The sequence below is a fragment of the Streptomyces sp. NPDC050504 genome (assembly GCF_044458065.1).
Classification (GTDB): Bacteria; Actinomycetota; Actinomycetes; order Streptomycetales; family Streptomycetaceae; genus Streptomyces.
This window is the reverse complement of record NZ_JBITHO010000001.1, coordinates 1,011,022-1,036,556: the sequence shown is the minus strand read 5'-3', so window position 1 is coordinate 1,036,556 and position 25,535 is coordinate 1,011,022. Positions and strand designations below refer to the sequence as shown.

24 protein-coding genes are annotated in these 25,535 nt (G+C 74.6%); 14 read left to right on the top strand and 10 right to left on the bottom strand.

The genetic code is table 11. The features are described 5' to 3' along the window. Window positions 1-5: 5 nt before the first annotated feature. Window positions 6-974 (bottom strand): DUF5937 family protein, encoded by a 969-nt coding sequence (locus tag ACIBNE_RS04300; RefSeq protein WP_399269322.1) that lies wholly within the window; start codon window positions 972-974, stop codon window positions 6-8. A 72-nt stretch (window positions 975-1,046) separates the two neighbouring features. On the opposite strand from ACIBNE_RS04300, the gene ACIBNE_RS04295 reads away from it, so the two are divergent. After that, window positions 1,047-1,991: an alpha/beta fold hydrolase gene (locus ACIBNE_RS04295; protein WP_399269320.1), complete on the top strand. Its 945-nt coding sequence runs from the start codon at window positions 1,047-1,049 to the stop codon at window positions 1,989-1,991. Between the two features lie 61 nt (window positions 1,992-2,052). Here ACIBNE_RS04295 and ACIBNE_RS04290 read toward each other — a convergent pair whose 3' ends face one another. After that, window positions 2,053-2,694: a TetR/AcrR family transcriptional regulator gene (locus ACIBNE_RS04290; protein ID WP_399269318.1), complete on the bottom strand. Its 642-nt coding sequence runs from the start codon at window positions 2,692-2,694 to the stop codon at window positions 2,053-2,055. A 68-nt stretch (window positions 2,695-2,762) separates the two neighbouring features. Between ACIBNE_RS04290 and ACIBNE_RS04285 the strand changes: the two genes are divergently transcribed. Continuing rightward, on the top strand, window positions 2,763-3,527 hold the full coding sequence (locus ACIBNE_RS04285) for an SDR family oxidoreductase (protein WP_399269316.1): 765 nt from the start codon (window positions 2,763-2,765) through the stop codon (window positions 3,525-3,527). 122 nt (window positions 3,528-3,649) lie between these two features. Here ACIBNE_RS04285 and ACIBNE_RS04280 read toward each other — a convergent pair whose 3' ends face one another. Beyond that, window positions 3,650-4,180: a GNAT family N-acetyltransferase gene (locus ACIBNE_RS04280; RefSeq protein WP_399269314.1), complete on the bottom strand. Its 531-nt coding sequence runs from the start codon at window positions 4,178-4,180 to the stop codon at window positions 3,650-3,652. A 484-nt stretch (window positions 4,181-4,664) separates the two neighbouring features. Here ACIBNE_RS04280 and ACIBNE_RS04275 point away from each other — a divergent pair, with 484 nt between their 5' ends. The 9 genes from ACIBNE_RS04275 to ACIBNE_RS04235 all read left to right on the top strand — a co-directional run bounded on the left by ACIBNE_RS04275 (window position 4,665) and on the right by ACIBNE_RS04235 (window position 13,928). After that, window positions 4,665-6,161, top strand: a complete 1,497-nt coding sequence (locus ACIBNE_RS04275; protein WP_399269312.1) for a DEAD/DEAH box helicase — start codon at window positions 4,665-4,667, stop codon at window positions 6,159-6,161. Between the two features lie 248 nt (window positions 6,162-6,409). After that, window positions 6,410-7,177, top strand: a complete 768-nt coding sequence (locus tag ACIBNE_RS04270; protein WP_399269310.1) for a GntR family transcriptional regulator — start codon at window positions 6,410-6,412, stop codon at window positions 7,175-7,177. 57 nt (window positions 7,178-7,234) lie between these two features. Next, the gene (locus tag ACIBNE_RS04265; RefSeq protein WP_399269308.1) at window positions 7,235-7,462 is read left to right on the top strand and encodes a ferredoxin family protein; all 228 of its coding nucleotides are present in this window, start codon (window positions 7,235-7,237) and stop codon (window positions 7,460-7,462) included. Between the two features lie 14 nt (window positions 7,463-7,476). Further along, the gene (locus ACIBNE_RS04260; RefSeq protein ID WP_399269306.1) at window positions 7,477-8,811 is read left to right on the top strand and encodes an ABC transporter substrate-binding protein; all 1,335 of its coding nucleotides are present in this window, start codon (window positions 7,477-7,479) and stop codon (window positions 8,809-8,811) included. Further along, the gene (locus ACIBNE_RS04255) at window positions 8,808-9,650 is read left to right on the top strand and encodes an ABC transporter permease (RefSeq protein ID WP_399269304.1); all 843 of its coding nucleotides are present in this window, start codon (window positions 8,808-8,810) and stop codon (window positions 9,648-9,650) included. Before ACIBNE_RS04260 ends, ACIBNE_RS04255 begins: the two co-directional genes overlap by 4 nt. Next, window positions 9,647-10,402 carry an ABC transporter ATP-binding protein gene (locus ACIBNE_RS04250; protein WP_399269302.1) on the top strand — a complete coding sequence of 252 codons (756 nt, stop codon included), beginning with the start codon at window positions 9,647-9,649 and terminating at the stop codon, window positions 10,400-10,402. Before ACIBNE_RS04255 ends, ACIBNE_RS04250 begins: the two co-directional genes overlap by 4 nt. A 35-nt stretch (window positions 10,403-10,437) precedes the next feature. After that, window positions 10,438-13,182 (top strand): fumarate reductase/succinate dehydrogenase flavoprotein subunit, encoded by a 2,745-nt coding sequence (locus tag ACIBNE_RS04245; protein ID WP_399269300.1) that lies wholly within the window; start codon window positions 10,438-10,440, stop codon window positions 13,180-13,182. Between the two features lie 69 nt (window positions 13,183-13,251). Beyond that, a complete protein-coding gene (locus tag ACIBNE_RS04240; RefSeq protein WP_399269298.1) occupies window positions 13,252-13,545 on the top strand; it encodes an ArsR/SmtB family transcription factor in 294 nt (97 codons plus the stop codon). Beyond that, window positions 13,542-13,928, top strand: coding sequence for a VOC family protein (locus ACIBNE_RS04235; RefSeq protein WP_399269296.1), 387 nt, complete (start codon window positions 13,542-13,544; stop codon window positions 13,926-13,928). Before ACIBNE_RS04240 ends, ACIBNE_RS04235 begins: the two co-directional genes overlap by 4 nt. A gap of 11 nt (window positions 13,929-13,939) precedes the next feature. Here the strand turns inward: ACIBNE_RS04235 and ACIBNE_RS04230 are convergent, their stop codons facing one another. The 6 genes from ACIBNE_RS04230 to ACIBNE_RS04205 form a co-directional block, all read right to left on the bottom strand. Continuing rightward, window positions 13,940-15,877: an acyl-CoA dehydrogenase gene (locus tag ACIBNE_RS04230; protein WP_399269294.1), complete on the bottom strand. Its 1,938-nt coding sequence runs from the start codon at window positions 15,875-15,877 to the stop codon at window positions 13,940-13,942. Further along, a complete protein-coding gene (locus ACIBNE_RS04225; protein ID WP_399269292.1) occupies window positions 15,874-16,920 on the bottom strand; it encodes a hypothetical protein in 1,047 nt (348 codons plus the stop codon). The genes ACIBNE_RS04230 and ACIBNE_RS04225 overlap by 4 nt, the downstream gene beginning before the upstream one ends. A gap of 1 nt (window position 16,921) precedes the next feature. Further along, window positions 16,922-18,019, bottom strand: coding sequence for a 3-oxoacyl-ACP synthase III family protein (locus tag ACIBNE_RS04220; protein ID WP_399269290.1), 1,098 nt, complete (start codon window positions 18,017-18,019; stop codon window positions 16,922-16,924). After that, window positions 18,003-19,076, bottom strand: coding sequence for an acyltransferase domain-containing protein (locus ACIBNE_RS04215; protein WP_399269288.1), 1,074 nt, complete (start codon window positions 19,074-19,076; stop codon window positions 18,003-18,005). Before ACIBNE_RS04215 ends, ACIBNE_RS04220 begins: the two co-directional genes overlap by 17 nt. Next, window positions 19,073-20,581, bottom strand: a complete 1,509-nt coding sequence (locus ACIBNE_RS04210; protein ID WP_399269286.1) for a beta-ketoacyl synthase N-terminal-like domain-containing protein — start codon at window positions 20,579-20,581, stop codon at window positions 19,073-19,075. Before ACIBNE_RS04210 ends, ACIBNE_RS04215 begins: the two co-directional genes overlap by 4 nt. Before the next feature lie 67 nt (window positions 20,582-20,648). Then, on the bottom strand, window positions 20,649-20,894 hold the full coding sequence (locus ACIBNE_RS04205; RefSeq protein ID WP_399269284.1) for an acyl carrier protein: 246 nt from the start codon (window positions 20,892-20,894) through the stop codon (window positions 20,649-20,651). 328 nt (window positions 20,895-21,222) lie between these two features. Here ACIBNE_RS04205 and ACIBNE_RS04200 point away from each other — a divergent pair, with 328 nt between their 5' ends. Beyond that, window positions 21,223-22,530 carry a hypothetical protein gene (locus ACIBNE_RS04200; RefSeq protein ID WP_399269282.1) on the top strand — a complete coding sequence of 436 codons (1,308 nt, stop codon included), beginning with the start codon at window positions 21,223-21,225 and terminating at the stop codon, window positions 22,528-22,530. 178 nt (window positions 22,531-22,708) lie between these two features. After that, complete coding sequence (locus tag ACIBNE_RS04195; protein ID WP_399269280.1) at window positions 22,709-23,551, top strand: SDR family NAD(P)-dependent oxidoreductase; 843 nt, start codon at window positions 22,709-22,711, stop codon at window positions 23,549-23,551. A gap of 162 nt (window positions 23,552-23,713) precedes the next feature. On the opposite strand, the gene ACIBNE_RS04190 is transcribed toward ACIBNE_RS04195, so the two are convergent. Next, window positions 23,714-24,553 carry an SDR family oxidoreductase gene (locus ACIBNE_RS04190; RefSeq protein ID WP_399269278.1) on the bottom strand — a complete coding sequence of 280 codons (840 nt, stop codon included), beginning with the start codon at window positions 24,551-24,553 and terminating at the stop codon, window positions 23,714-23,716. A gap of 207 nt (window positions 24,554-24,760) precedes the next feature. On the opposite strand from ACIBNE_RS04190, the gene ACIBNE_RS04185 reads away from it, so the two are divergent. Next, a complete protein-coding gene (locus ACIBNE_RS04185; protein WP_399269276.1) occupies window positions 24,761-25,441 on the top strand; it encodes a TetR/AcrR family transcriptional regulator in 681 nt (226 codons plus the stop codon). The last annotated feature ends 94 nt before the right edge of the window (window positions 25,442-25,535 follow it).

Below are 25,535 nucleotides of genomic sequence, written 5' to 3'. Positions count from 1 at the left end.
GCGGCTCACGGTTCGGGGGCGGTTCCCAGAAGGTGGTCCGCCCGCTCCGTCCGCAGGTGGAGGGCCGTGCGCCCCTTCCGCTGGGTCGACACCAGGCTCGCCCCGCGCAGGGCGCCCAGGTGCTGTGAGACCGCGCTCGGCGTGATGCCCAGCCGGGCGGCCAGGGCCGCGGTGCTCAGGGGTTCGCCCAGCGCCGCGAGGATCTCCGTCCTGGCACGGCCGAGCACGGGCGCCAGGCCCGTCAGCGTCGGCGGGGGCGGCTCCCAGAGCAGGCCGACGCCCACCGCCGGATAGCGGATCGAGGCGGCGGCGACGGGGGCCTTGTCGACGCCCGCGTTCGGCCAGTTGAAGACGCTGGGCAGCAGCACCAGACCGTGCCCCGCCGTGTCGACCGTGTGCACGGTGCGCGGGGCGCGGCGGCCGTGCACCACCAACTGGCCGCCGTCCCAGGCGATGTCGGGGTGCAGCTCGGCGAAGAGCGCCTGCGTCCCGCCGTCCACCAGGGTCAGCGCCCGCCGTGCGACGTCGGCCTCCAGGAGCGCGCTCATCCGGCCCCAGTGCGGGGCGATCAGCCGGTCGTGGCAGCGCCGGAGCGCCCCCGCCAGCCGGGGCAGCAGGACTCCGGGGTCGGGGGCCTCCCGCGCCGGTGCGTTCAGGACCGCGCCGTACTCCCGTCGGTAGAAGTCCTCGTCCGTGGCCCGCAGCAGGTCGAGCTCGGCGGCCACCGTGGGCAGCCGCTCGGTCGGCACGGGGAACAGGAACGACGGCATGGGCCCGGCGATCAGCGACCGCAGCAGCGGCAGCTCGGGCTCGTCCGCGAGCAGCGGGCGCGCCGCGCGCGTCCAGGCCCGGTGCACCTCGTGCCCGCCCGCGCCCAGCAGGACGCGCAGCGCCAGCACGGTCTCGCCCAGCGGCGAGAGAGCGAAGCGCACGCGCGCGACCGACGCCGCGGTGAATCTGATCTGGACTGCCATCCGGTCCCGCCTCATCGTTAAGCTGTGGCTAAACAATAGGGGGAGCCGCCGCCCGTCCCCCAGGCTGCGGCCATGAACCTCTCCACCCCCGCGGGCTCCCCCGCCCCGACGCGCTTCTTCACCTCGTACGACGGCACCCGGCTCGCGTACCACCTCTCCGGCGAAGGCCACGGAGAGCGTGCGGGACACGAAGCGGGACACGAAGACCGTGGCGGACGCGCGGGCCGCCCCGTCGTCTGCCTGCCCGGCGGGCCGATGCAGGACTCCGCCTATCTGGGCGACCTCGGCGGGCTCGCCGCCCACCGGCGGCTGATCAGGCTGGACCTCCGGGGCACCGGCGCCTCCGCCCTGCCGGACGACCCCGCCTCGTACCGCTGCGACCGGCTGGTCGACGACGTGGAGGCCCTGCGCACGCACCTGGGGCCCGACCGGATGGACCTGCTCGCCCACTCCGCCGGGGCGAACCCCGCACTGCTGTACGCGGCCCGGCACCCCCGGCGCGTCGGCAGGCTCGCGCTGATCACGCCGAGCGTCACGGCCGTGGGCCTGGAGGTCGCCGGGGACGTGCGGCGCGGGACCGCGCGGCTGCGCGCGGGCGAGCCGTGGTTCCCGGAGGCGTACGCGGCGCTGGAAGCGGTCGTGGCGGGGCGCGGCGACAGCGAGGCGTTCAAGGCGATCGCGCCCTTCTGGTACGGCCGTTGGGACGAGACGGCCCGGACCCACAGAGCGGCCGGGGAGCGGCAGCGCAACGACGGGGCGGCGGCGGTCTTCGCCGCCGAGGGCGCCTTCGCTCCCGAGGAGACGCGCGCCGCGCTCGCCCGCTTGGCGTCGCCCGTGTTCGTGCTCGCGGGCGAGGTCGACCTCAACTCCCCGCCGCCCGCGATGACCGAGCTCTCCGGGCTGTTCCCGCACGCCCGACTCCACGTCCAGCAGGGCGCGGGACACTTCCCCTGGCTCGACGACGCCGAGCCCTTCGCCTCTACCGTGGGGGCCTTCCTGGGGCGGGACGCGGAGTGAAGGCGCGGCGCGGAGGCGGGCCTCGGACGACAGGGAGGCCGAGCTGCCCGACAGGCCCCGCTCACATCTCCGGAGCGGGCTCCGTGACGTCTTGGCCGAAGGCCGCGGCGAGCGCCTTCGCGATCAGTCCGGGCAGCTCGGTCTCCCCGTCGTCCGCGGCCCAGCGCATCAGCGCCGCGTGCATGGCCGCCAGGCAGGCGCCGATGGCCGCCTGGGCGCGGAACTCCGCTTCGGGGTCGGCGGGATCGACCGCTTCGGTGCCCAGCGCCGTCACGATCGCCTGCTGGAGCGCGTAGTCGTTGTCCAGGTGCTTCGCCCGCAGGGCCGACGTGGAGATCATGAGCCGGAGGCGGGCCAGCAGGAACCGCTCGTCCGCCGACGGCGCGTCGCCCCCGCCCCCCGTCATCGCCGCGGCCGACGCCACGAGCGCGCCGCCGACCCGGTGGACCAGGGGCAGCTCGACGGACGAAGCGGCGACCCGCTCGGCGACGAGCTCCGCGCGCCGGTCGACGAGGACGAGGTCCTCCTTCGTCGGGAAGTGCCGGTACACCGTCATGGGCGAGACGCCCGCCGCCCGCGCGACGTCGGTCACGGTCGTCGCGTCGTAGCCGCGATCGGTGAACAGCCGGACCGCGTGCGCCTGGATCGCGCGCCGCGTCTCGGCCCGCCGCTGCGCCCGCAGCGTTGAGTGCTGGTCGGTCATGTGGTAGACCCTACCTTCATGGTAGTGACTACCAAATTGATAGTCACTCTCGTCACGAGGTGGTGGACATGAGTGATCTGACCGGCAGGACGGCCCTCGTCACCGGAGCGTCGCGCGGCATCGGGCAGGCGATCGCGACGCGGCTCGCGGCACGGGGGGCCGCGGTCGCCGTGCACTTCGGCACGGACGAGGAGGGCGCCGCGGCGACGGTGGACGCGATCGCGCGCACCGGCGGGTCCGCGTTCGCCGTCGGAGCCGAGCTGGGCGTGGACGGCGACGTCGAAACCCTGTTCGCGGGGGTCGAGGCGGGCCTCGCGGGACGGCCGCTGGACGTCCTCGTCAACAATGCGGCGGCGGCGCCCGCGGGTCCGCTCGGGGTGACGACGCGGGAGGAGTTCGACCGGCTCTTCGCGGTGAACGTACGGGCGCCGTACTTCATCGTCCAGCGGGCGCTGCCGCTGATCCCGGACGGCGGCCGCATCGTCGCGGTCTCGTCCGTGGCGACCCGGATGGCCAACCCCTCCCAGACGTCGTTCGCCATGACGAAGGGCGCGGTGGAGACGATGACCATGACCTTGGCGCACGAACTCGGGGCGCGCGGCATCACGGTCAACGCGGTGGCCCCCGGCGCCACGCGGACGGCGAGCAACGGGGCCGCGTTCGAGGCACCGGGGCTGGCCGACTCCATCGCGGGAGCGACGGCGCTGGGGCGCCTCGGCGGGCCCGAGGACGTCGCCGACGTGGTCGCGTTCCTCGCGTCGGACGGCGCGCGCTGGATCACCGGCCAGGTCATCGACGCGAGCGGAGGACTGTTCCTCGGGCCGCGCGCCTGAGACGGACAGGGCGCGGCCCTGGACGGCGAGGCAGGCGGCCCAGGCGGCGCGCCGCCTCTCCCGGCCCTCCGTACCGCCCGGCTCCCCGTATCGCCCAGCTCTCCGTACCGCCCGGCGGCCGCCTACAGCTCGATCCAGTAGCGGCGCTTGACGTACGCCCCGGTGGTGCGGACGTCCTCCAGGACGCCCCCGTTGCGCTCGATGGTGCGCATCGAGGCGATGTTGTCCTCGTCGCAGGTGACGAGGACCCTGTCCAGGCCGAGCGCGCGGGCCTCGGGCAGGACCGCCCCGAGCGCCCATCCGGCCAGACCCTTCCTGCGGGCGGAGGGGCGGACGCTGTAGCCGATGTGCCCGACGACGGCGAGCATGAAGTCGTTCAGCCGGTGGCGCAGGTCGATGGCGCCCAGATAGGTGCCGCCCTCGACGATCCACCGGTTGGTGGCGTGGACGGACCCTTCCGCCAGCACGGCCGACGGGTCCGCGTGCAGCCGCAGCCGCTCCGTCCACGCCGAGAAGACCGCCGGGTCGGCGAGGTCCGCGCCGTCCGCCAGGCGCATGCCGGTCCCGTCCTGGTGCGCCCCGTCGGGCCACTCGTCGCGCGCATCGAGCCACGAGGCGTGCAATCGGTCCGTGGGCGTGATCAGTTCGGGCATGCGGGTGAAGATAACACCGGACCGAACACGGCGATCCGGTATTCCGCCGCACCACCAGGGGCGGCGCGGTTGCCACCGGCCGCCGGGAGGTAACCGGCGGCAACCGCTTGTGCGAGCCGCCCAGGCCCGCGGGGAGGCAGGCCACAGAGGGGAATGCGACCGCACGGTCCACGGGCCCGTCGCCATACCGCACAGGACGGCCGCCCGCTTTCCGGTCACCGAACCTACGCCCCACCCTCACATCGCACATACATGCGAACTGGCCCTTCTTGGCCGTGCCTTCAGGCCGCCGCGTCCGGTTCTGGACGCCCTCCGCGCACCGGGCGACCCGTACCTGCCGACCAAGGCCCCCTGGCCCCTTTGTGTTAACCTGACGCGTTTGCACGGGCGGGCGCGCCCCTTGGCCGTCCCGTATCGTCCCGTGCGTCGGATCCTCGTTCCTGCCGGGCCTTCCTCGGTACGTTCCTCACGCGGAAGGCCCGCCATGAACCACCCGGACCGCACCAGCGCCCCGCACGACGACCTCGCCCCTGCGGCTCCCCCGGCAGCGACCCCTGCGGCCCCCGCGACCTCTGCGCCCCTCGCTGCCCCCACTGCCCCCACTGCTCCCGCCGCCTCCTTCGCCGAGCTGCGGCTGCCGGGCGAAGTGCTGCGCACCCTCGCCGAGCACGACGTGCGCGAGCCGTTCCCGATCCAGGCGGCGACGCTGCCCAGCGCCCTCGACGGCCGGGACGTGCTAGGCCGCGGCCGCACCGGCTCGGGCAAGACGCTCGCCTTCGGTCTTCCGCTGCTCGTACGGACGGCCGGGCGGCGCGCGGATTCCAAGCAGCCGCTGGCGCTGGTCCTGGTGCCGACCCGGGAGCTGGCGCAGCAGGTCTCCGACGCGCTCGCGCCGTACGCGCACGCGCTCCGGCTGCGCATGGCGACCGTCGTCGGCGGCGTGTCGATCAGCCGTCAGATCGCCGCGCTGCGCGACGGGGCCGAGGTCGTCGTCGCCACCCCCGGCCGACTGCACGACCTGATCGAGCGCAAGGCGTGCCGCCTGGGGCGGGTCCGGATCACCGTCCTGGACGAGGCCGACCAGATGTGCGACATGGGGTTCCTGCCGCAGGTCACCGAGGCGCTGGACCAGGTGCACCCCGAGGGGCAGCGGATGCTGTTCTCGGCCACCCTCGACCGCGACGTCGACGACCTCGTGCACCGCTACCTGCACGACCCCGTCGTCCACTCGGTCGACCCGTCGGCCGGCGCGGTCACGACGATGGACCACCACGTGCTCGTCGTCCACGGCCCCGACCGGTACGCGGTCGTCACGGAGATCGCCGCGCGCGACGGCCGCGTCCTGCTGTTCCTGGACACCAAGCACTCCGTGGACCAGCTCACCAGGCACCTGCGCGCCAGCGGGGTGCGCGCCGCCGCCCTGCACAGCGGCAAGTCCCAGCCGCAGCGGACGAAGACCCTGGCACAGTTCAAGGACGGGCAGGTCACCGCGCTGGTGGCGACCAACGTGGCGGCCCGCGGGCTGCACGTGGACGACCTCGACCTGGTGGTCAACGTCGACCCGCCCGCCGACCCCAAGGACTACCTGCACCGCGCGGGCCGCACCGCGCGGGCCGGTGAGTCAGGCCGGGTCGTCACCCTGGTGCTCTCGGGCCAGCGCAAGGAGCTGAGCCAGGTGATGTCCGAAGCGGGCGTCCGGCCGACCGTCACCAAGGTGCGCTCGGGCGAGGCCGAGCTGAGCCGGATCACCGGCGCCAAGGCCCCGTCCGGCACCCCGCTCGACGGCGGCCCCGCCGCGCCCCGCCCCAAGAACACCAACACCCCCTTCCGCGGCCTGGGCACCTCCAAGGACGCCTCACGCGGCGGCAGCAGCGGCGGCGGCAAGAGCGGCGGCTCAGGCGGCGGCAAGTCCCGCAAGGGCGGCGAGGCCCGACTGCTCGCCGAGGCCCGCAAGGCCGCCCGGGTCCGCCGCGGCGGCTGACGGCACAGCGAGCGCCCCCCGCCGACACCACGGCCGCACCCGCCAACACCACGGGCGCGCCCCCGCCGACATCGCGGCGCGCGGCGGGACGCGGCGGCACGCACCGGCTCCCGCACTCTGGACAGCGAGGTGGCGGATCTTGCCACTCCCCCGCTGAACCAGCAGGTCAGAGCGGCACCCCTCGGCTTTCAGGTGGCGCAATACTGCCGCAACACCATCCGGGGCACCCCGCCGGTACGTTCCCTGCCATGCCAGCAGAACCCACCCCCGCCTCGCTCCCGGTGGCCGCCGCGCGCCGCCGGAGGCTCCGCGCCGACCAGGCCAGGCAGCTCGCCGACCTGCTGCGCCACCAGATCCTGGCGGGCGGTTTCCCCGACGGCGTCCTCCCTCTTGAGGACACCATCGCCGCCGACTACCGGGCCAGCCGCAACACCGTGCGCCAGGCCCTGGACATGCTGCGCGACGAACAGATCGTCGACCGGCAGCCCGGCGTCGGGACCGTGGTGACCTGTGAGAAGTACGCGCACGGCCTGAACAGGCTGCAGGGCCTGGCCGAAACCCTGCACGAGCACGGCCGGGTCACCAACGAGGTCCGCACGGTCGGACCGCTCCGCGCGCCGGGCCCCGTGGCCCACCGCCTCGGCCTGCCCGAGCACAGCGACGTGCTCTGCATCGAGCGGCTGCGCCGTCTGAACGGGCTGCCGCTCTCCCTCGACCTGTCCTACCTGCCCATGGACGTGGGCGGCGAACTGCTCGGCTGCGACCTGGAGAACACGGACGTGTTCCGGCTCCTGGAGTCGCTGACCGGCGGCCCGCTCGGGCACGCCGAGGTCACCCTGGAGGCGGTCAACGCCGACGCGCACTCCGCCGCGGTGCTCCAGGCCCCGCGCGGGGCCGCCGTGCTCATGCTGGAGCGGCTGACGCACCTGCCCGACGGACGGCCCGTGGACCTGGAGTTCATCCGGTTCCGCGGCGACCGCATCACGATGAGCGGCGTGCTCCACCGCTCCCTCTGACGCCCCCGTCCTTCCTTCTTCCCTTCTCTCCCTCCCCCTTCTCTCCTGGAGACAGCCATGCCCCTGGTCCCGCAGCGCGCCGACGTGCCCGTGACCGTCGACGAGTCCAAGTGCATCGACGGCTGCACGCTCTGCGTCGACATGTGCCCGCTCGACTCGCTCGCGATCCACGAGGACAGCGGCAAGGCGTACATGCACATCGACGAGTGCTGGTACTGCGGCCCGTGCGCGGCCCGCTGCCCCACCGGCGCGGTCACGGTCAACATGCCCTATCTGCTCCGGTGAGAGGCCGAACCCCCATGCACGTCAGAAGAGTTGCCCTGCCCGTCGCGCTCGCCGCGCTCCTGGCTCCGCTCACCGGCTGCGGCGGCCCCGCGGGCGCCGACGGCGACACGGTCACCGTGACCGTCGGCTACCAGTCGAAGACCATCAACACCGTCACCGCCGGAACCCTGCTGCGATCGCTCGGCTACTTCGAGGAGGAGCTGGCGGCCCGCGGGAAGAAGGACGGCGTCACCTACGAGGTCGAGTGGCAGGACTACGCGACCGGAGCGCCGATCACCGCCCAGATGGTCGCCGGGAAGATCGACATCGGTTCGATGGGCGACTTCCCGCTCCTCCTCAACGCGGCCCGCGGCAAGGCCCTCAAGCAGCCGACGCGGCTCGTCTCGGTCACCGGGTACAACCTGCGCGGCGGCCTCAACACCGTGGTCACCGCGCCCGGTTCGCCCCTGCGGTCGCTGGCCGACCTGGCGGGCAAGAAGGTGTCGACCAGCATCGGATCGGCCGCCGACGGGACTCTCGTACGGGCACTCCAACACGCCGGGATCGACCCCGAGAAGGGCGTCCGCAAGCTCAACCAGCAGCCGAGCGTGGGCGCTTCCGCGCTGACGGCCGGCAGCGTGGACGCGCTGTCGCAGTTCGTCGCCTGGCCGGGCCAGCTCGCCTTCGAGGGCAAGGCCAAGGCGCTCTACGACGGAGCCGAGCTGAACCTGCCGACCTTCCACGGCGTCACCGTCCGCGAGAAGTTCGCGAAGAAGCACACCAAAGTCGTCGACGCCTTCCTCGCCGCGCAGCGCAGGGCCACCGACCACCTGCGCGCCCGGCCGGTCGAAGCCGCCGAGTCGGTGGCCGACGAGACGGGGCTGCCCGCCGAGGTGGTGTACCTGTACAACGGCGCGGGCGGCATCGCCACCTTCGACCCGGCGCTGCGCCCCGAGCTGATCGACGCCCTCAAGCAGGACGTGCCGGTCCTCAAGGACGCGGGCCTGGTGAAGGACGTCGACGTGGACGCCTTCGTCGACCCCGGGCCGCTGGGCCGGGCGGCGCCGTCCGCGCCCCACCCGGGGGCGTCGGCCGCCACGTCCCAGCTGTGGCTGAAGGGGCAGCGGTCCCTACGCTCCTTCGACAGCCCCCGGCAGCTCCTCGCGGCCGCGAAGGGCCGTGACGTGCGCGCCGCGTACGTGCCGGACGCCGTCACCGGCACGCTGTGGTTCGCGGACAGGGCGGTCTGGGTCGCCGAAGGCGCCGAGCTGCGCGCCTTCGTCACCGAGGCCGGCGCGCTGAGGTACGTGGCCCGGCACGCCGCGGCCAGGACCGTGAGCTACACCGAGGCCGTCGGGCTGGCGGCGTGAGCGCGGGCCGCCGCCTGCTGCGGCTCGGCTCGCTCGCCGCGGCGCTCGGCCTGTGGCAGTTGCTGACCTCCTACGACGTGAACCTGTGGCTGCGGTTCGAGCAGTTCCCCACGGTCGGCGAGATCGCGTCGGCCTTCGGGGAGCGGCTCGGCACCGACGCGTACCGGCAGGACCTGGGGCACAGCCTGCGCCGGATCGCGGTCGGCTTCCTGCTGGCGGCCGTGCTCGGGGTGGCGGCGGGGACGGCCGTCGCCCGCTCGCGGTGGGCGGCCGACCTGCTGGGCCCGCTGCTCGAAGTGGCCAGGCCCGTACCGGCCATCGCCCTGGTGCCGGTGGCGATCCTGCTGCTGCCCACCAACGAACAGGGCATCGTCTTCATCACGTTCACCGCGGCGTTCTTCCCGGTCACGGTGTCGACGCGGCACGCGGTGCGCGCGCTCGCCCCGGTCTGGGAGGAGGCCGTGCTCACCATGGGCGGCGGCCGGCTGCGGGTGCTGTTCTCGGTGGTGCTGCCCGGGGCGCTGCCGGGCATCTTCGGCGGGCTCTCGGTGGGCATCGGCGTCTCGTGGATCTGCGTGATCTCGGCGGAGATGATCTCCGGGGAGTACGGGGTCGGGTACCGCACCTGGCAGGACTACACGGTCGTGGACTACCCCGGGGTCTTCGTCGGCATGGCCACCATCGGCGTGCTCGGCTGGCTCACCTCCACGGCGGTGGAACTGCTGGGCCGCCGCGCCACCGCCTGGCTGCCCCGCCCGGCCGCCGGCGCCCCCGGACCCCGACCGCGCGGACCGGCCACCGCCGCCGCGCCCTCCCCGCAGAAGGAGCCGGTCGCATGAGCACCGTCGCCCTGCCCGCGCACACCGTCTCGCACGGCGCCGAACTCGACCTGAGCGGGGTCCGGTTGGGGCACCCCGGCGGCCCTCCCGTGCTCGGGCCCCTCGATCTGCGCGTCGCCCCGGGGGAACTCCTCGCCGTGGTCGGCCCCTCCGGCTGCGGGAAGTCCACGCTGCTACGCACGATCGCCGGTCTGCTGCCCCCGCTGGACGGCCGGATCACCCAGGACGGGACCCCGGTCGAAGGGCCGGGCGCGCAGCGGGCGCTGGTGTTCCAGCACGACGCCCTGCTGCCGTGGCGCACGGTGCGCGCCAACGTGGAGCTGCCCCTCGCGATCCGGGGCGTCCGGCGCGAGGAGCGGCGCCGGGTGTCGGCCGCGTGGCTGGAGCGGGTGGGCCTGGCCGAGCACGCGGCCCGGCTGCCGCACCAGCTGTCGGGCGGGCAGCGGCAACGCGTCCAGCTGGCCCGCGCGTTGGCGGCGAGGCCCCGCGCGGTGCTGATGGACGAGCCCTTCGGCGCGCTCGACGCGCACACCAGGGCCGGGATGCAGGACCTGCTGGTGGAGATCCTGTACGACACCGGCGCGACCGTCGTGTTCGTCACGCACGACGTGGACGAGGCCCTGTTCCTCGGCGACCGGATCGCCGTGCCGTCCCGCGGCCTGCTCCTCGACGTGCCGCGGCCGCGCGACAGGTCCGCCCGCCCCGCCGCCGACACGGCCGCCCTGCGCCGCCGCGTCCTCGAATCCCTCTGAACCCGATGCCAGGACCCCGCCCCGAAAGGCGCCCCATGAACACCCCTCTGTCCGTACCCGAACTCGCCGACGCCACCGAGCTGTCCTGCGACGTCCTCGTGATCGGCGGCGGCACCGCGGGCACCATGGCCGCGCTGACGGCCGCGGGCCGCGGGGCGAACGTGCTCCTGCTGGAGAAGGCGCACGTGCGGCACTCCGGGGCCCTGGCCATGGGCATGGACGGGGTCAACAACGCGGTCGTCCCCGGCCGGGCCGAGCCCGACGACTACGTCGCCGAGATCACCCGGGCCAACGACGGCGTCGTCGACCAGTCCACGGTCCGGCAGACCGCCACGCGGGGCTTCGCGATGGTCCAGCGCCTGGAGTCGTACGGGGTGAAGTTCGAGAAGGACGAGCACAACGAGTACGCGGTCCGCCAGGTGCACCGCTCCGGTTCGTACGTGCTGCCCATGCCGGAGGGCAAGGACATCAAGAAGGTCCTCTACCGGCAGTTGCGGCGCCGCGAGATGCGGGAGCGGATCCGCGTCGAGAACCGGGTCATGCCGGTGCGGGTGCTCACCCACCCGGACGACGGGCGGGCGATCGGCGCGGCCGGGTTCCACACCCGCACCGGCGCGTTCGTGACCGTGCGGGCGGGCGCGGTGATCCTGGCGACCGGACCCTGCGGGCGGCTCGGCCTGCCCGCTTCCGGCTATCTGTACGGGACGTACGAGAACCCGACGAACGCGGGCGACGGCTACGCCATGGCGTACCACGCGGGCGCCGCGCTCACCGGCATCGAGTGCTTCCAGATCAACCCGCTGATCAAGGACTACAACGGCCCCGCCTGCGCGTACGTCGCCAACCCCTTCGGCGGCTACCAGGTGAACCGGCACGGCGAGCGGTTCGTGGAGTCGGACTACTGGTCGGGGCAGATGATGGCGGAGTTCTCGGCCGAACTCGCCTCCGACCGGGGCCCGGTGTACCTCAAGCTCAGCCACCTCCCGGAGGAGACGGTCGCCGCCGTCGAGGGCATCCTGCACACCACGGAGCGGCCGACGCGCGGCACCTTCCACGAGGGCCGGGGGCACGACTACCGCACGCACGACATCGAGATGCACCTCTCGGAGATCGGGCTGTGCGGCGGGCACTCCGCTTCGGGCGTCCGGGTCGACGCGCACGCCCGCACGACGGTGCCCCGGTTGTACGCGGCCGGCGACCTGGCCTGCGTACCGCACAACTACATGATCGGCGCGTTCGTCTTCGGCGACCTCGCGGGCGAGGACGCGAGCCGGTACACCGCGTACGAGGGCGAGTTGCCGCACGACCAGCTCGCCGCGGCGCACGAGCTGGTGTACCGGCCGCTGCGCAACCCCCAGGGTCCGCCGCAGCCGCAGGTGGAGTACAAACTGCGGCGGTTCGTCAACGACTACGTGGCGCCGCCCAAGACGGGGGCGAAGCTGTCGCTCGCGGTGGCGGCGTTCGAGCGGATGACGGGCGAGATCGCCGGGATGGGCGCGCGCACCGCGCACGAGCTGATGCGCTGCGCCGAGGTGTCGTTCATCCGGGACTGCGCGGAGATGGCGGCCCGCGCCTCGCTCGCCAGGACCGAGTCGCGCTGGGGCCTGTACCACGAGCGGCTCGACCATCCCGGGCGGGACGACGCGGGCTGGCTGCACCACCTCGACCTGCGCAAGTCCCCCTCGGGGACGATGGAGTTCACGGCGCGGGCGGTCGAGCCGTACGTGGTGCCGGTGCCGGGCTTCGCGCCCGCGCCTGGGCCCGACAGGCCGCTGGGCGAGGTCGCGCTGGTGCCGGTGGCCACGGCGGGCCCGCGGGACGCCGCACCGGCCGCGCGCCGGGAGCGGGATCCCGGGGTGCGGGCCCCGGAGCCGCAGGAGCCCCCGGCCACCGCGCCCGGCGCGCCCGGCGCGGCCCTGCTGCACGTGCTGGCCCTGGCCGACGGGTCCCCCGACCTGGCGGCGCTGCGGCCTCATCTCGCGGACCCCGATCCCGCCGTGCGGGCGGCCGCCGTCACCGCTCTCGCGGAGACCGTGCCGCGGGGGGCGGGGCCCGCGCTCGCCGCGCGGCTGCGGGACGCCTCGCCCCTGGTGCGCGCCAAGGCCGCCGCAGCGCTGCGCGAACTGGTCGAAGTCCTGCCCGCCGACGCCGGGTTGGGCGTCGCTCTGCGGGCCGCGGCCGACGCCCCCGACCCGGCCGTCCGGGCCGCCGTCCTCGAAGTGCTGCGGGCGCTGCGCCTGGGCGACGCCCCGCTGTACGCCGCCGCGCTCGCGGACGCCGACGTCGAGGTGCGCATCCACGCGGTGCGGGCACTGGTGTCGGTGGACGCGGTCGCGGACCTCGTGGCGGCCTCCGAGGATCCGGCGCGCGAGGTGCGGGTGGCGGTGGCCCGGGGCCTCTCCGCGGTGCGCGATCCCGCTCCCGCGTCGCTCGACGGGCTCGTCGGGGACGCGGACCCGCTGGTCAGGGGCGCCGCCCTGGCCGCGCTCGCCACCACCGGCTGCCCGCCCGGGTACGCCGAGAGCGCGGCGGCCTCGCTCGGGGACCCCGCCTGGCAGGTCAGGGCGGGTGCGGCGACCGCCCTCAAGGCGGCCGCCCCGGCCCTGGCCGTGCCCGCGCTGGCCGAGGCGCTGGCCGATCCCAACGCGGACGTCCGCAGGGCCGCCGTGCTGTCCCTGCTCCCCCACCGCGCCCACCCCGACGCCCGGACGGCCCTGGCCTCGGCCACCGCGGACGGCGACGCCGACGTCAGGGCGTACGCGGCCCGCGCGACGCCGTGACCCGTCGGGACGACCCCGGCCCCGGCCCCGGCTTGATAGGCAAGTCACGACTTGCCTATGGTGGTGGGCATGGCTGAGGATGTTTTCAAGGCACTGGCCGATCCGACCCGTCGGCGCATCCTCGACGAGCTGGTGGAGCGGGACGGCCAGACCCTGTTCGAGATCTGCACGCGGCTGGTGTCCAAGCACGGCCTGGCGCTGTCGCGCCAGGCGATAAGCCAGCACCTGGCCGTGCTCGAATCGGCGGGGCTGGTGGTCTCACGGCGCCAGGGCCGCTACAAGTTCCACGACCTGAACACCGCACCCCTTGAGCGCATCGCGACCCGGTGGCTCAGGCCCGATGCATCGGAGGGCACCCCATGAGGATCCACCTGACCAGCGTATTCGTCGACGACCAGGACAAAGCCCTGAGCTTCTACACCGGCGTGCTCGGCTTCGTGAAGAAGACCGAGGTCCCGCTGGGCGAGGACAGGTGGCTGACCGTCGTGTCGCCCGAGGCCCCCGACGGCACCGAACTGCTCCTGGAGCCCGACGGCCACCCCGCCGTGAAGCCGTACAAGACGGCACTGGTCGAGGACGGCATCCCGGCCGCGTCCTTCGCCGTCGACGACGTGCGGGCGGAGTTCGAGCGGCTGAGCGGGCTCGGCGTGCGCTTCACCCAGGAGCCGCTGGCGATGGGCACGGTCACCACCGCCGTACTGGACGACACCTGCGGCAATCTGATCCAGATCGTGCACAGCGAGTAGCCCTTCAGGCCCTACCGCGCCTCCCGCCTTCCGTCGAACTCCGCCACCAGCCCCTGCGAGGTCGTACGGGCCCCCAGGCGCCGCGCCGTGAGACCGAGCCCCGCCGTCAGGGGGCCGATGTGGGCGCGGACCCGGTCCAGGCGGCTGGGGAGCGCCGCCCTCAGGGCCCGCGCCCGGTCCGGGGAGAGCGTGCCGTTCTCCAGGTGCCAGGCGGCCGCGTCCCGCACGGTGAGCAGCCCGTACAGATCCCGTACGGCCTCCAGGGCCTCGCGGTCCCCGTCCGCCCGTGCCCGCCCGGCCAGGGCGTCCAGCGCCTCGCACATCAGCCGGGTGGTGTGCGCCTCCGCGAACGTCAGGGCGTCGGGCAGCAGGTCGTTCCAGAGCGCGAACCCTTCGAGCCCGGCCTTCGTGCCCTGCGCGACGCGCTCGGCGTGCACCCGGAAGAGGCCCGCTTCCCTGGCCCGCGCCAGCGCCGTGGGGCCGTCGGCCGCCAGCGGGTCCGGCGCGGTGCGCGGCGCGAGCGGGGGCACGTACTCGACGCCTTCCAGCAGGGTGCGGGCCGCGTCCGCGGTCATCAGGAGGTTGTCCCCGGCCGCCGAGTTGGACACCTGCGCCAGGCCCACCATGTCGGTGAGCCGGAACGACGACACGTTGCCCTGCCCGCCGCAGCGCCGCCGCGCCTCGCTCGCGACCTCTTCGGCGACGGCCGTCGAGCGCGCCTTGAGCAGGGCGAGCGAGCGGTTGACCGCCGCCCAGGGAGCCGCCTTCATCCGCTCCTCGTCGCCGGGTTCTGGCGCGGACGTCGGCCCGCCCCCGGCCACGTGGAGGCCGATCACCTCCCTGCCCCAGGCGGTGAGGGCGTAGGCGCGCGCCATGCCCCCGTACAGCGACTCCTGCTGCGTCCTGTACTCCATGACGCCGCGCCGCGGGCCGCCGCGCTCGTGGCTGGGGCGGTCCGCGCAGAAGGCCAGCGCGCCGTAGACCGCGGCGCGGGCGCCGGTGGACACGGCCGCGGCCATCGTCGCGGCGGCGGGGGCGAACGTGACCAGCGAACGCAGCAGCCGGTGGTCGTCGTTGGGCGCCGGGTCGCGCAGGACGCCGTCCACGATCTCCGCCGAGTCGCGCAGCCAGTACTCGTACGGGACGTGGACGTCGTCGAGCCGTACGGCGGCGTAGTCCAGGGGCGCGCCCGGCATCTCGATGCGCTCGCCGAACCGCAGCCCCGGCGGCGGGAGGCCGTCGGAGCCCTGGAAGGGCAGCAGGAAGACGTGGGTGCCGTACGAGGTTCCGCCGACGACCAGCCGGGCGTAGACGACGTCGTGGCGCGGGTTGTCCGTCAGGGCGGCGCCCGCCAGGAGCTTGACCGCGCCCGGGTGCGGGGTGCGCAGCGTGAAGGCGTGCCGCTCGGGGTCGTAGTGGGCCTCGGTGTCGACCCCGAGGTGGCTGTTGCTGCGCCCGGCCTCCGTCAGCAGGATGCCGCCGATGTGGGTGCCCCGGTCGAGGTCGTCGACGATCCGGTCCATGGCGGGGCCCGGCCGGTGCAGGGCGAGCACCGTGGGCATGGCGATGGCGTAGTGGATGAGGGCGGCCAGGGCGAGGGAGGGGCCGCGCACCGCGCACCACTCCACGAGCGCGGTGAGCGAGAGCGGGTCGTCGAGCAGGGCCCGTCCGCCGCCGACCGCGGCGTTGACGGCACGCACCTCGCGGTACGCCTGAGCGGCCTGCCCCAGGTGGGTGTCGGGGCGCGGGTCGGTGAAGGGCGGGGTGTCCAGGAGGCGGTCGAGTGCGGCGATCAGTTCGGGGCGGGCCGCTCCGCTGCTGGCGTCCAGCGGGGTCAGGGGCGCCTCGGGGTTCGCTTCGGGGTTCCCTTCGGGGGTTTCTCGGTGGACTTCTCGGGGGGCTTCGGAGGTTTCGGGAGTGAGCAGCACAGAAGACGGGGGTGTACTCATGCGGACGGCTCCGGGAAGTAGAGGGCGCAGGCGGCGCTGGGGCCCGCGCCCGCGGTGAGGAAGAGGAGGGGCCCCGTCGGTGCCTGGGCGCCTGGCGGGTCGGTGGACGGGACGCCGGCCCGGACCGCCCGGGACGATCGGGCCGGCCGGGCCGGGGCGGTTCTTCGGGCGTGTACGTAGCCGATGACGGGCGCCGCGGTGTGGGCGCGGAGCCGGGGCGCGTCCTGGGTGACGAGCGCGTGCGGCGGCAGTCCGAGCCGCCGCACGGTCCGTGCGCCGAGCCCCGGCGGGCTGTCGGACGCGATGACGCGGACCGTTTCGATGCCCACTCCCGCCTCGTCCACCGTCCGCAGCGCCAGCTCCGCCGCGCAGGCGGCGATGCGTTCGACGGCGTCGGGGGCGCTGCGGACGTCCACGGCCCCCGGCGCGTCGGGCGCCGACAGGTCGCAGTAGCCCTCGACGGCCCAGCCGCCGTCGGCGGTGAGCGCCGTGCGCACGGGGCCGAATCCCGTTCCCGGCAGGTCGCTGCCGGTCAGCAGGAGGGCGCCGCCGCAGTTGTCGTAGGGGAAGCCGGGCGGGGGCGGTCCTGAGCCCGGATGGGCGTCCGCGGTCACGATCAGCGCGTACGCGATCGGGTCGGCCGCCAGGAAGGCCTGGGCCACGGCGACCGCGTCGAGCACCCCGCAGGCGCCGTTCGCCATGTCGAAGGAGACGGTGGGGACGGGCCGCGCGGTGTCGCGCGCGTAGTCCGGGTTGATGCCGAGCCGGTGCTGGACCAGGGCGGCCATGGCCGGCTCCATGAGGTTGCCGTCGCGGTAGACGCCCGTGTGGATCAGCATGCCGATCCGTCCCGGCGCCACGTCGGTCTGTGCGAGGCAGTCGCGTGCGGCACGTACGCAGTGCGCGATGGAGCCGTTGTCCGCGTCGCCGTACCGCGCGCCGCTCCGGTCTCCTGGCCGCTCACCGTTCGCGGCGCTGTCCGCACCGCCCGCGCTGCCCGCACTGTGCGCGCTGACGGCCGCCGCCGTGATGACCACTCCCATGTCAGCGCTCCGGGGGTGAGATCGTCAGGGCCATGAACCCGGCGACGAAGCCGGAGGCGCACGACACGACGAGGTACGTCGACGGGCCGCCGTCCCGCTCGGTCGGACAGTCCCCTTCTGTCGGGCGGTTCCTCTCCGTCGGACGGTCCCGCCCGGTCAGGTGGTCGTGGAGGGTGAGGAAGAGCGAGTTGGACGCGGTGTTCCCGTAGCGCTCCAGGCTCGACAGCATCGGCGGCATGGGGCCGATCCCCTTCTCGCCCGCCTCTTTGACCCGGTCGATGAAGCTGCGGCTCACCTGGTGCGCGATCAGGTGGTCGAAGTCCCGCGGCGCGAACAGCTGCCCCGTACGGGCGAGGAACGCGCGGTGCAGGGCGGGCCACTGCTCCATGACCGAGGTGTCGTGCAGCGCCCTGCTGTCGGTGAACATCGACATGCCGGTGTTCGGGCCGCTGGGTCCCGCCAGACAGAGCCGGGCGAACGCCCCGCTGGTCATCTGCTCGATGTAGTGCAGCCGGTCCGGCTCCCCGTCGTCCGCCGCGTCCATGATGACGGCGCTGCCCGAGTCCCCGACGGTGAGGGACGCGAGCCGCTCGTCCCGCAGCCCGGTGATCTCCCGCAGTGCGGTGTCGGTGATGGTGGTGACGCATTCACCGCTCACCACCATGCCGGTGCGCACGAGACCCGCCTTGATCATCCGGTCGAGCACGAGGACGCCGCTGAACATCCCCGCGCAGGCGTTGGAGAGGTCGAAGTGGAGCGCGGACAACGCCCCGGTCTCCCGGCACAGGAGCGCCGCGAACGACGGCTCCCACCGCATGCGCGGCCCCTCGTGCAGCCGGGTGATCGACGCGGAGACGACGACGTCCAGGTCCTGCGGGCGGTACCGCGAGCGGGCGAGGCAGTCGCGGGCCGCCCGCAGGGCGAAGGCGTACGAGTCGTCCGTCCCTTCCGGCTCCGGGCGGCGGACCCGCCGCTCGCGGATGCCGGTCAGGGCGGCGAGGTCCACCCGTACGGGACGGTCCAGTGCCTCGATGAGCTCCGCGCTGGTGACCACGGTGTCGGGCACGAACGCGGCCAGGGACTCAATGCGCGTCTGCACGGGCTGCGGCCCTTTCCCTCGATGCGGCGCCGCACGGAGCGCGGTCCGCGGTCCGGACGGCGGGGACGGCCGGCAGGGCCTGCGCGACCGGGACGGCCCGCGTCGTCATCGCGGGCGCCACCGTCCGCACCAGGGGCGTCAGCAGCGGGCGCGGCGCCGCCTCGACGACGGCCGAGACGCCGGTCAGGGCGAGGACGCGCACGGTCTGCCGGAACCGGACCGGCCTGACCAGGTGGTGGGTTACGGCGTCCCGCAGCGCGCCCGCGTGCCGGGGCAGCGGGACGGGCGCCGACGAACGCACCGGGAACCTCGGCGGGGCGAAGCGCACGCGCTCGGCGACGTCCCGCACGTCGTCGGCGACCGCGCGCAGCACCGGGCTGTGGAAGAGGGTGCGCGTGGCGACGCGCGTCGCCGTGACGGCCTGTTCGCGCGCCGCGGCGCCGAGCGCGTCGAGTTGGTCGGCCGGGCCGCAGACGACGCTCTGGCGCGGCGCGTTGTCGCAGGCCAGCTCAAGGCCGGGGAAGGGGCGCTCGTTCAGCAGCCGTACGGTGTCGGCGGCCGAGAGCCGCAGGGCCAGGAGCCCTCCGGGGGGTACGCGGTGGCGGCTGCGGGCCACCGCGGTCGCCAGCAGCAGCCGGGCGCCGTCCCCGGCCGTCACGGTGCCGACGGCCGCGAGCGCCGCGATGTCGCCGAGGCTGTGCCCGATGACGACCGTGGGGCGCACGTGCTCGGTCGCCAGGAGGAGGCGGAACAGTGAGAGCGCCTGGGCGTAGACGGCGAGGTGGAACACGACTTCGGCGGGGCGGGGCGGGTCCGTCCGCCATGGCGGACCGGCCGGTTCTGCTCCTACGCCGCCGCTGCCGCCGAAGCCGTCGCCGTCGCCGTCGCCGAGCAGCAACGCGGAGGGCGGCGGCACCACGCACGCCCCCGCCACCGCCCCGTCGATCTCGGACAGCGTCGCGCGCACCACCGGGTGGTCGCGCACGGGCGCGAGCGCCCCCGGCACGTACGAGCCGATGCCGGGCAGGAGCACGGCGGTCGCCGCGCCCCCGCTCATCGCGACCGCCCGAGGACGCCGGCGGGAAGGGTGCGCTGGACGACGGCGACGTTGTGGCCGCCGAAGCCGAGGGAGTTGTTGAGCGCGACCAGGGAACCGTCCGGCAGCGGGCGGGGTTTGTCCAGGACCAGTTCGAGGCCCACGTGCTCCTCCGTGTCGTACGAGTTCAGGGTCGGCGGCACGGTCCTGTGGTGCAGCGACAGGGCCGTGATGACGGTCTCCACCGCTCCCGCGGCCCCTTGGAGGTGGCCCATCCCCGACTTGGGGGCGCACACGGGCACCTCGGGCAGCCGCCTGCCGAACAGGGCGCGCAGGGCCCGCGCCTCGGCGGCGTCGCCGATCGGGGTGGAGGTGGCGTGGGCGTTGACCAGCGCCACCCGGTCGGCGCTCTCGCCCGCCTGGCGCAGCGCCAGGCGCATCGCGTCGGCGAGGCCCCTGCCGTCGGTGAACGGCTGGGCGATGTGGTGGCCGTCGGAGGTCACGCCGCCGCCCGCGACCTCGCAGTACGCCCCGGCGCCCCGCGCCCCGGCCAGCGCCGCGTCCTCCAGGACCACCATGCCGGCGCCCTCGCCGACGACGAAGCCGTCGCGGGAGCGGTCGAAGGGGCGGGAGGCTTCCGTCGGGTCCCCGGTGCGCCGGGACAGGGCGCGCATCGCCGCGAACGCGGCGATGGTCAGCGAGGTGACCGTCGCGTCGGTGCCGCCCGCGACGACCACCTTGGCCCGGCCCGAACGGATCAGTTCGAGTCCGAAGGCGACGGCTTCCGCGCCGCTCGCGCACGCGCTGGCCACGGTGTAGACCCCGGCGCGCGCGCCGACCGCGATGCCGACCTGGGCGGCGGCCGTGTTGACCAGGTACATCGGCATCGCGTAGGGCGAGACCAGGTTGGCGCCGCGCTCCTTCAGGCGCTCGTACGAGGAGAGGACCATGCCCTGCGGGCCGTGGCCGGTCCCGACGACGACCGCGACGTCCTCGGGCCGTACGAAGGGGTCGGGGCACCCGCCGCCCGCACCGCGACGGGTGCCCGTCCCGGGGCCGTCGCCCGCCCCGGGACCGGTGTGCGGCTCTGGGCCTGGGCCGTTGCGTGCTCCAGGGGCGCCGCCGGAGCCTCGGGGCGCGTCCTGGCCCGTGTCTCGGGACGGGTCGGGGCAGGTACCTCGGGACGGGTCGGGGTCCATGCCCCGGGACGGGTCGGGGTCCGTGCCCCGGAGCGCGTCGGGGGCCGGGCCGAGTCCCGCGTCGGCCCATGCCTCCCTGGCCGCGACGACGGCCAGTTGCGCGGAGCGGTCGAGCCTGCCGAAACCCCGCTCGCCCGGCGCGGCCCCGGGCTCGGCCGCGACCGGGGCGGCGATGCGCACGGGCAGGTCCCCGGCCCACGGTTCGTACAGCTCCCGGATGCCGGAGCCGCCCGCGAGCAGCGCCTGCCACATCGTCGGGGCGTCCCTGCCGAGCGGCGTGAGGGCGCCCACACCGGTGACCACGGCGAGCGGTGGTGCCGATTCCATGTCGAATGTCCCCTTCCGGCGGCCGCGTTCGGCCGCTCCAGAGTCCTCGGCGCGCGTCGGCGCCGGCTCAGACTTCCTTGAGTACGCGGGCGACCACGTCGTCCACGGTGAACAGTTCGTCGGCCTGCTCGTCGGGGACGAGCACGCCGAGCCGGTCGTGCAGGGCGGTCAGCAGCTCGACCAGCCCGAGCGAGTCGAGGCCGAGGCCCTCGCGCAGGGCGTCGGTGGGGCGGACGTCGGCCTGGGGGATCTCGGCGATCTCCGCGACGATCGCCGAGACGCGGGGCAGGACGTCGTGGGCACTGACGGTCATGGACGGCTCCTCTGTCGAAAAGGTGGAGGTGGGAGTGGGGAGGACCGCATGTTCGGGCGGGCCAGGGACCATTAGGAGCCGGGATCCGCGGAACCTGGAATCACCCTCCGGTTGCCATCGTGTTGAACGGCGTTGAACGACCGGGACGGCGCGACCGTGCCGTTCCGCCCCACGCGTACCGCGCCCGTCAGCTGCCGTAGGGGGATATCACCGGCATATGCGCCCCCTTTGCCGCAGAGCGCCCTGTTGCGGCCGGAGGAGCTGAGGCACGAATGGACCTTGCTTGATCCACCGAAAGGAACGACCGCGAGCGATCTGGACGGTTGCCATGCCCCGCACGAAAACCCCCAACTCCTCCCTGCGCGCACTGCTCGTGGAGGCGTCCTGGACCCAACAGGCCCTGGCCCGAGCCGTGAACGCCGTCGCCGCCGAAACCGGCGAAGAGCTCCGCTACGACCGCACCACGGTCGCCCACTGGCTCCGCGGCAGCCGACCCATGTCCACCGTCCTCCCCCTGGTCTGCGAGGCCCTGGGCCGCCGCATCGGCAGGACCATCACCCCGCGGGACCTGGGGTTCACCGACCCCGAACGCGTCGGGCGTCAGCGTGCGCGGCCCCGCGCGGAGGAATCGGCGGGCGAGGCGCTGGACAGGCTCTTCGCCGTGCCCCTGAGCGGCACGCTCTACCGCCCCGTGGACTGCGTCCCGCCGCTCCCGCCCGCCGCGTGGCTCGCCCCGCAGCGCCCCGCGGCCGGCGGGGCGGCCCGTACTCCTGCCACCGCCCGGCCGTTGCTGCCCGCCTCGTCAGCGGTGGACTTCTTCGCCCAGGTGCTGGACGAGGGCGGCGGTTCCCGGGCCCCGGCGACCCTGCGGACGTATCTGAGCGAGGTGGTGACCGGACGGCTGCGCGGATCGGGCGACGCGACGGCGGCGGAGTACGTGGAGGGCGCGCGCCTGGTGCTGCTGCTGGGCCGGATGTACGAGGACCAGTTGCGCCAGGGAGCGGCACAGCGCTGCTACGCCACGGCCAGGGACCTGTCCGTGACGGCGGACGACCCGGCGACGTGGGCGATGGCCGTGCGGCTGATGAGCACGCAGGCCCATCGGCTGGGTCATCTGCGCGCCGCCGCCACCAGTGCGCGGGCCGCCGTCTCGGTCGCGACCGTCGCCCCGCACGGCGTCCTCGCCCACGCCCAGGCGCAGCTCGCCCTCGTCCGGGCGAGCGCGGGCGACCGCACGGGGACCCAGTTGACCCTGGCGAAGGCGCTCGTGTCGCTCCGCCGCCAGGACCAGGAGGCCGGTGCTTCGGCGTTCGTCACGTACTCGGCCGCCTCGTTCGAGTACCAGCGGGGCGAGGCCCTGCTCGCGCTGGGCCTGGCCGACGAGGCGGTGGGCGCGTTCGAGCGCTCGCTGCGGCTGCGCCCGGCACAGGACCAGCGCGGCACGGCGCTGGTCCTGGCGCGGCTGGCCTGCGCGCTGCTGTACGTGGGGCGGGTCGACGAGGCACGGCGCCACGGCCGGGCGCTGACCGAGGTCGAACTCTCCCTCAGATCGGCCGCGGTGCGCCGGGCGGTCGCCCAGTGGCGCGCCGCGGCCCGGGGGTTGCAGGGGCGTGAGCATCCGTGGCGCACCGCGTGACTCCGGGCGGCGCCGTTCAACACGGTTCAACATCCGCGCGTCCCGCGCCGGTTGCTCCCACCGGGCGGGCGAGGGCTCACTGAGAAGCGGCCGATCACCGGCACGTTCGACCAGTTCCACTCAGCAGTTCCACCTGGCAGTTCCACCTGGCGGTTCCGTTCAGCAACAGGAGTGTGCGATGTCCGTATTCGACGCCTTCCGAATCGACGGGGCGAAGGTTCTGGTAACCGGCGCCTCACGCGGCATCGGCCGCGCCGTGTCCCTGGCGCTCGCCGAGGCGGGGGCCGATCTCGCGCTGTCCGCGCGGACGGCGGACGCACTCAAGGAGACCGCGTCCCTCGTCTCGGAGCACGGCCGCGCCTGCGCCCTGGTGCCGGGCGAGCTCTCCGAACGGGGCGCGGCGGCACGCGTCGTCGACGGGGCGGCCGAGCAGTTGGGCGGCCTGGACGTCGTGGTGCACAACGCGGGAATGCTGCCGTCGGGCGAGGACGGCCTGACCAGGGTCGTACCGCTGGAGGAGTCCACGCAGGAGGACTGGGACGCGGTCCTGTCGGTGAACCTCAACGCGACGGCGGCGGTGTGCCGCAGCGCCTACCCCCATCTGGCCCGGTCCTCGCGCGCCGCCGTCGTGCTGATGTCGTCGGCAGCCGCCCTCGTGGGCGCTTCGCGCATCGAGGCGTACGGGGCGTCGAAGGCGGCCCAGGTGTCACTGGCCCGCAGCCTGGCCGTGCACTGGGCGCGCGACGGGATCCGGGTCAACGCGATCTGCCCCGGCTGGATCCGCACGGACCTGACCACGTTCGCGTCCGGGACCGAGCCGCTGTCGGACTGGCTGATGGCCCACGTCCCGATGGGGCGTTGGGGCGAGCCGCACGAGGTGGCCAGCGCGGTGCTGTACCTGGCGTCGCCCGCCGCGGCGTTCATGACGGGCCATGCGCTGGTGCTCGACGGCGGCGTCTCGGTCCCGGACGGCGGCCTCGCGGGCATCCCGAAGCCCGCTTCCCCGTTCGTGGTCGCGTAGCGGTCGAAGCCCCGCGAGGCAGCGGGCCCATGGTGCCGAAGGCCTGTGCGTCACGGGGGCCGTGGCTCGACCGGGCGGCCGTGGACACCAGCCGTGGACGCCGCGCGGCCCGCCGGTCGGTCCCGTGGGGCGGTCCCGTGGGGCGGACCCGTGGGGCGGCCCTCAGGAGGCGGTGAAATCGGCGGCGTGGTCTGCCGCCCAGGCCGCGAAGGGGAGGGCGGGGCGGCCCGTGAGTTCCTCGACCGTGCGGGTGAGGGCCACGGGCCTGCCGTCGGTGGACTCCCACCAGTCGAGGAGGGCGTCGGAGTACGCGGCGGGGATGTAGTCGGCCGTCTCTTCCTTCCACTGCTCGCGGGTGACGCGGTCGACCGCGATGGACAGCCCGGTGGCTGCGGCGAGTTGGTCGAGCTGCTGGGCGAACGTCAGCGACTGGGGCCCGGTGAGCGTGAAGCTGCCGCCCCGGTGGCGGGGGTCGGTGAGGGCCGCGCGGGCGCACTGGGCGACGTCCCGCTCGTGGATGGGGTCGTTGTGCGCCCCGGGGTACGGCAGGTTGACGGGGCGCCCGGCCTTGACGGACCAGGCCCAGGCCCCGGCGTTGGAGGAGAAGGAGCCGGGGCGCAGGACGGTCGTGGCGATGGACGAGGCCAGCAGTGCCTTCTCGACGGTGAGGTGGGCGGCGGCGAGCGGGCTGCTCTCGGGGTCGGACCCGAGCACGGACGAGGAGGAGAGCAGCACGATGTGCTCGACGCCCGCCCGCCGGGCCTCGTCGACGAAGTCGTCCACGCGGTCCGGGGACGCGTAGAGGAAGACGTCGGTGACGCCGGCCAGGGCGGCGGGGAAGGTCGACGGGTCCGTGAGGTCGAGGGCGACCGCGTCGACGCCGTCGGGCGGGGTGAGGTCGGCGGGGGTGGAGGAGCCGACCCGCAGGGGCAGGCCGTCGGCGTGCAGCAGGTCGAGCAGGCGGGTGGCGACCGCGCCGCGGCCTCCGGTGATCAGGATCATGGCGGGTGGTTCTTCTCTCTGCTGGTGGGGAAGGGGGTGCGGTCCGCGGAGCGGGCGCGGCCAAGGAGGAGCACGGCCCGACACGGGCGTGCCCGGCACGAGCACCCCGACGCGAACGATGTTCGACACGAACACCGTTCGCCGACAACGCTAGGAAACGAACGCCGTTCGTGTCAAACAGCGTTCGCCGCGGGCTAGGCTCACCCCATGAGCACGCAGCCGACGACTCCCCGCCCGATCAGCCGCCGCGCACGCCCCGCCAAGGCCCCCCTCAGCCGCGAGGTGATCGTGCGGACCGGGCTCGCGGTCCTGGACCGCGACGGCCTGGACGCCCTGACCATGCGCCGCGTCGCCAAGGAGCTCGACACCGGTCCCGCCTCGCTCTACGTCTACGTCGCCAACCGCGACGACCTCATGGCCGCGATGCTCGACGAGGTCCTCGCCCGGGTCCCCCTGGACGCCCCGGGCACCTGGCGCGAACAGCTCCACGCGGTGGCCGCCGCCACCGTCGCGGTCATGGGCCGCCACGAGGGCCTGGCCGCCGTCGCGCTCGGCGCCATCCCCACGGGCGACAACGCCCTGCTCGTACTGGACCGCATGCTCGCCCTGCTCAAGCGGGGCGGCCTGGACGACACCACCGCCGCCTGGGCCGTCGACCTGCTCTACCTGCACGTCGCGGCGGCCGCGGCCGAGCAGAGCACGTACGACAGCAAGGGCTCCGACGAGGAGTCCGCCATCACCGCGGCCGACCGCCGCTACGCCGCCCTGCCCGCCGACCGCTACCCGATGGTCACCTCGCTGCGCCGGGCCCTCTTCTCCCCCGGCGACCGCGACGCATGGGGCCTGAACGTCCTGATCAACGGCATCCTCCAGACGCCCGCGCCCTGACAGCCGCCCCTCCCGCACCTCCCCACCGGATACCCGCTGTACGTTTCCGGTGATCATCTGTGATGATCGGCGACAGGTAAATGATCATGCTTTT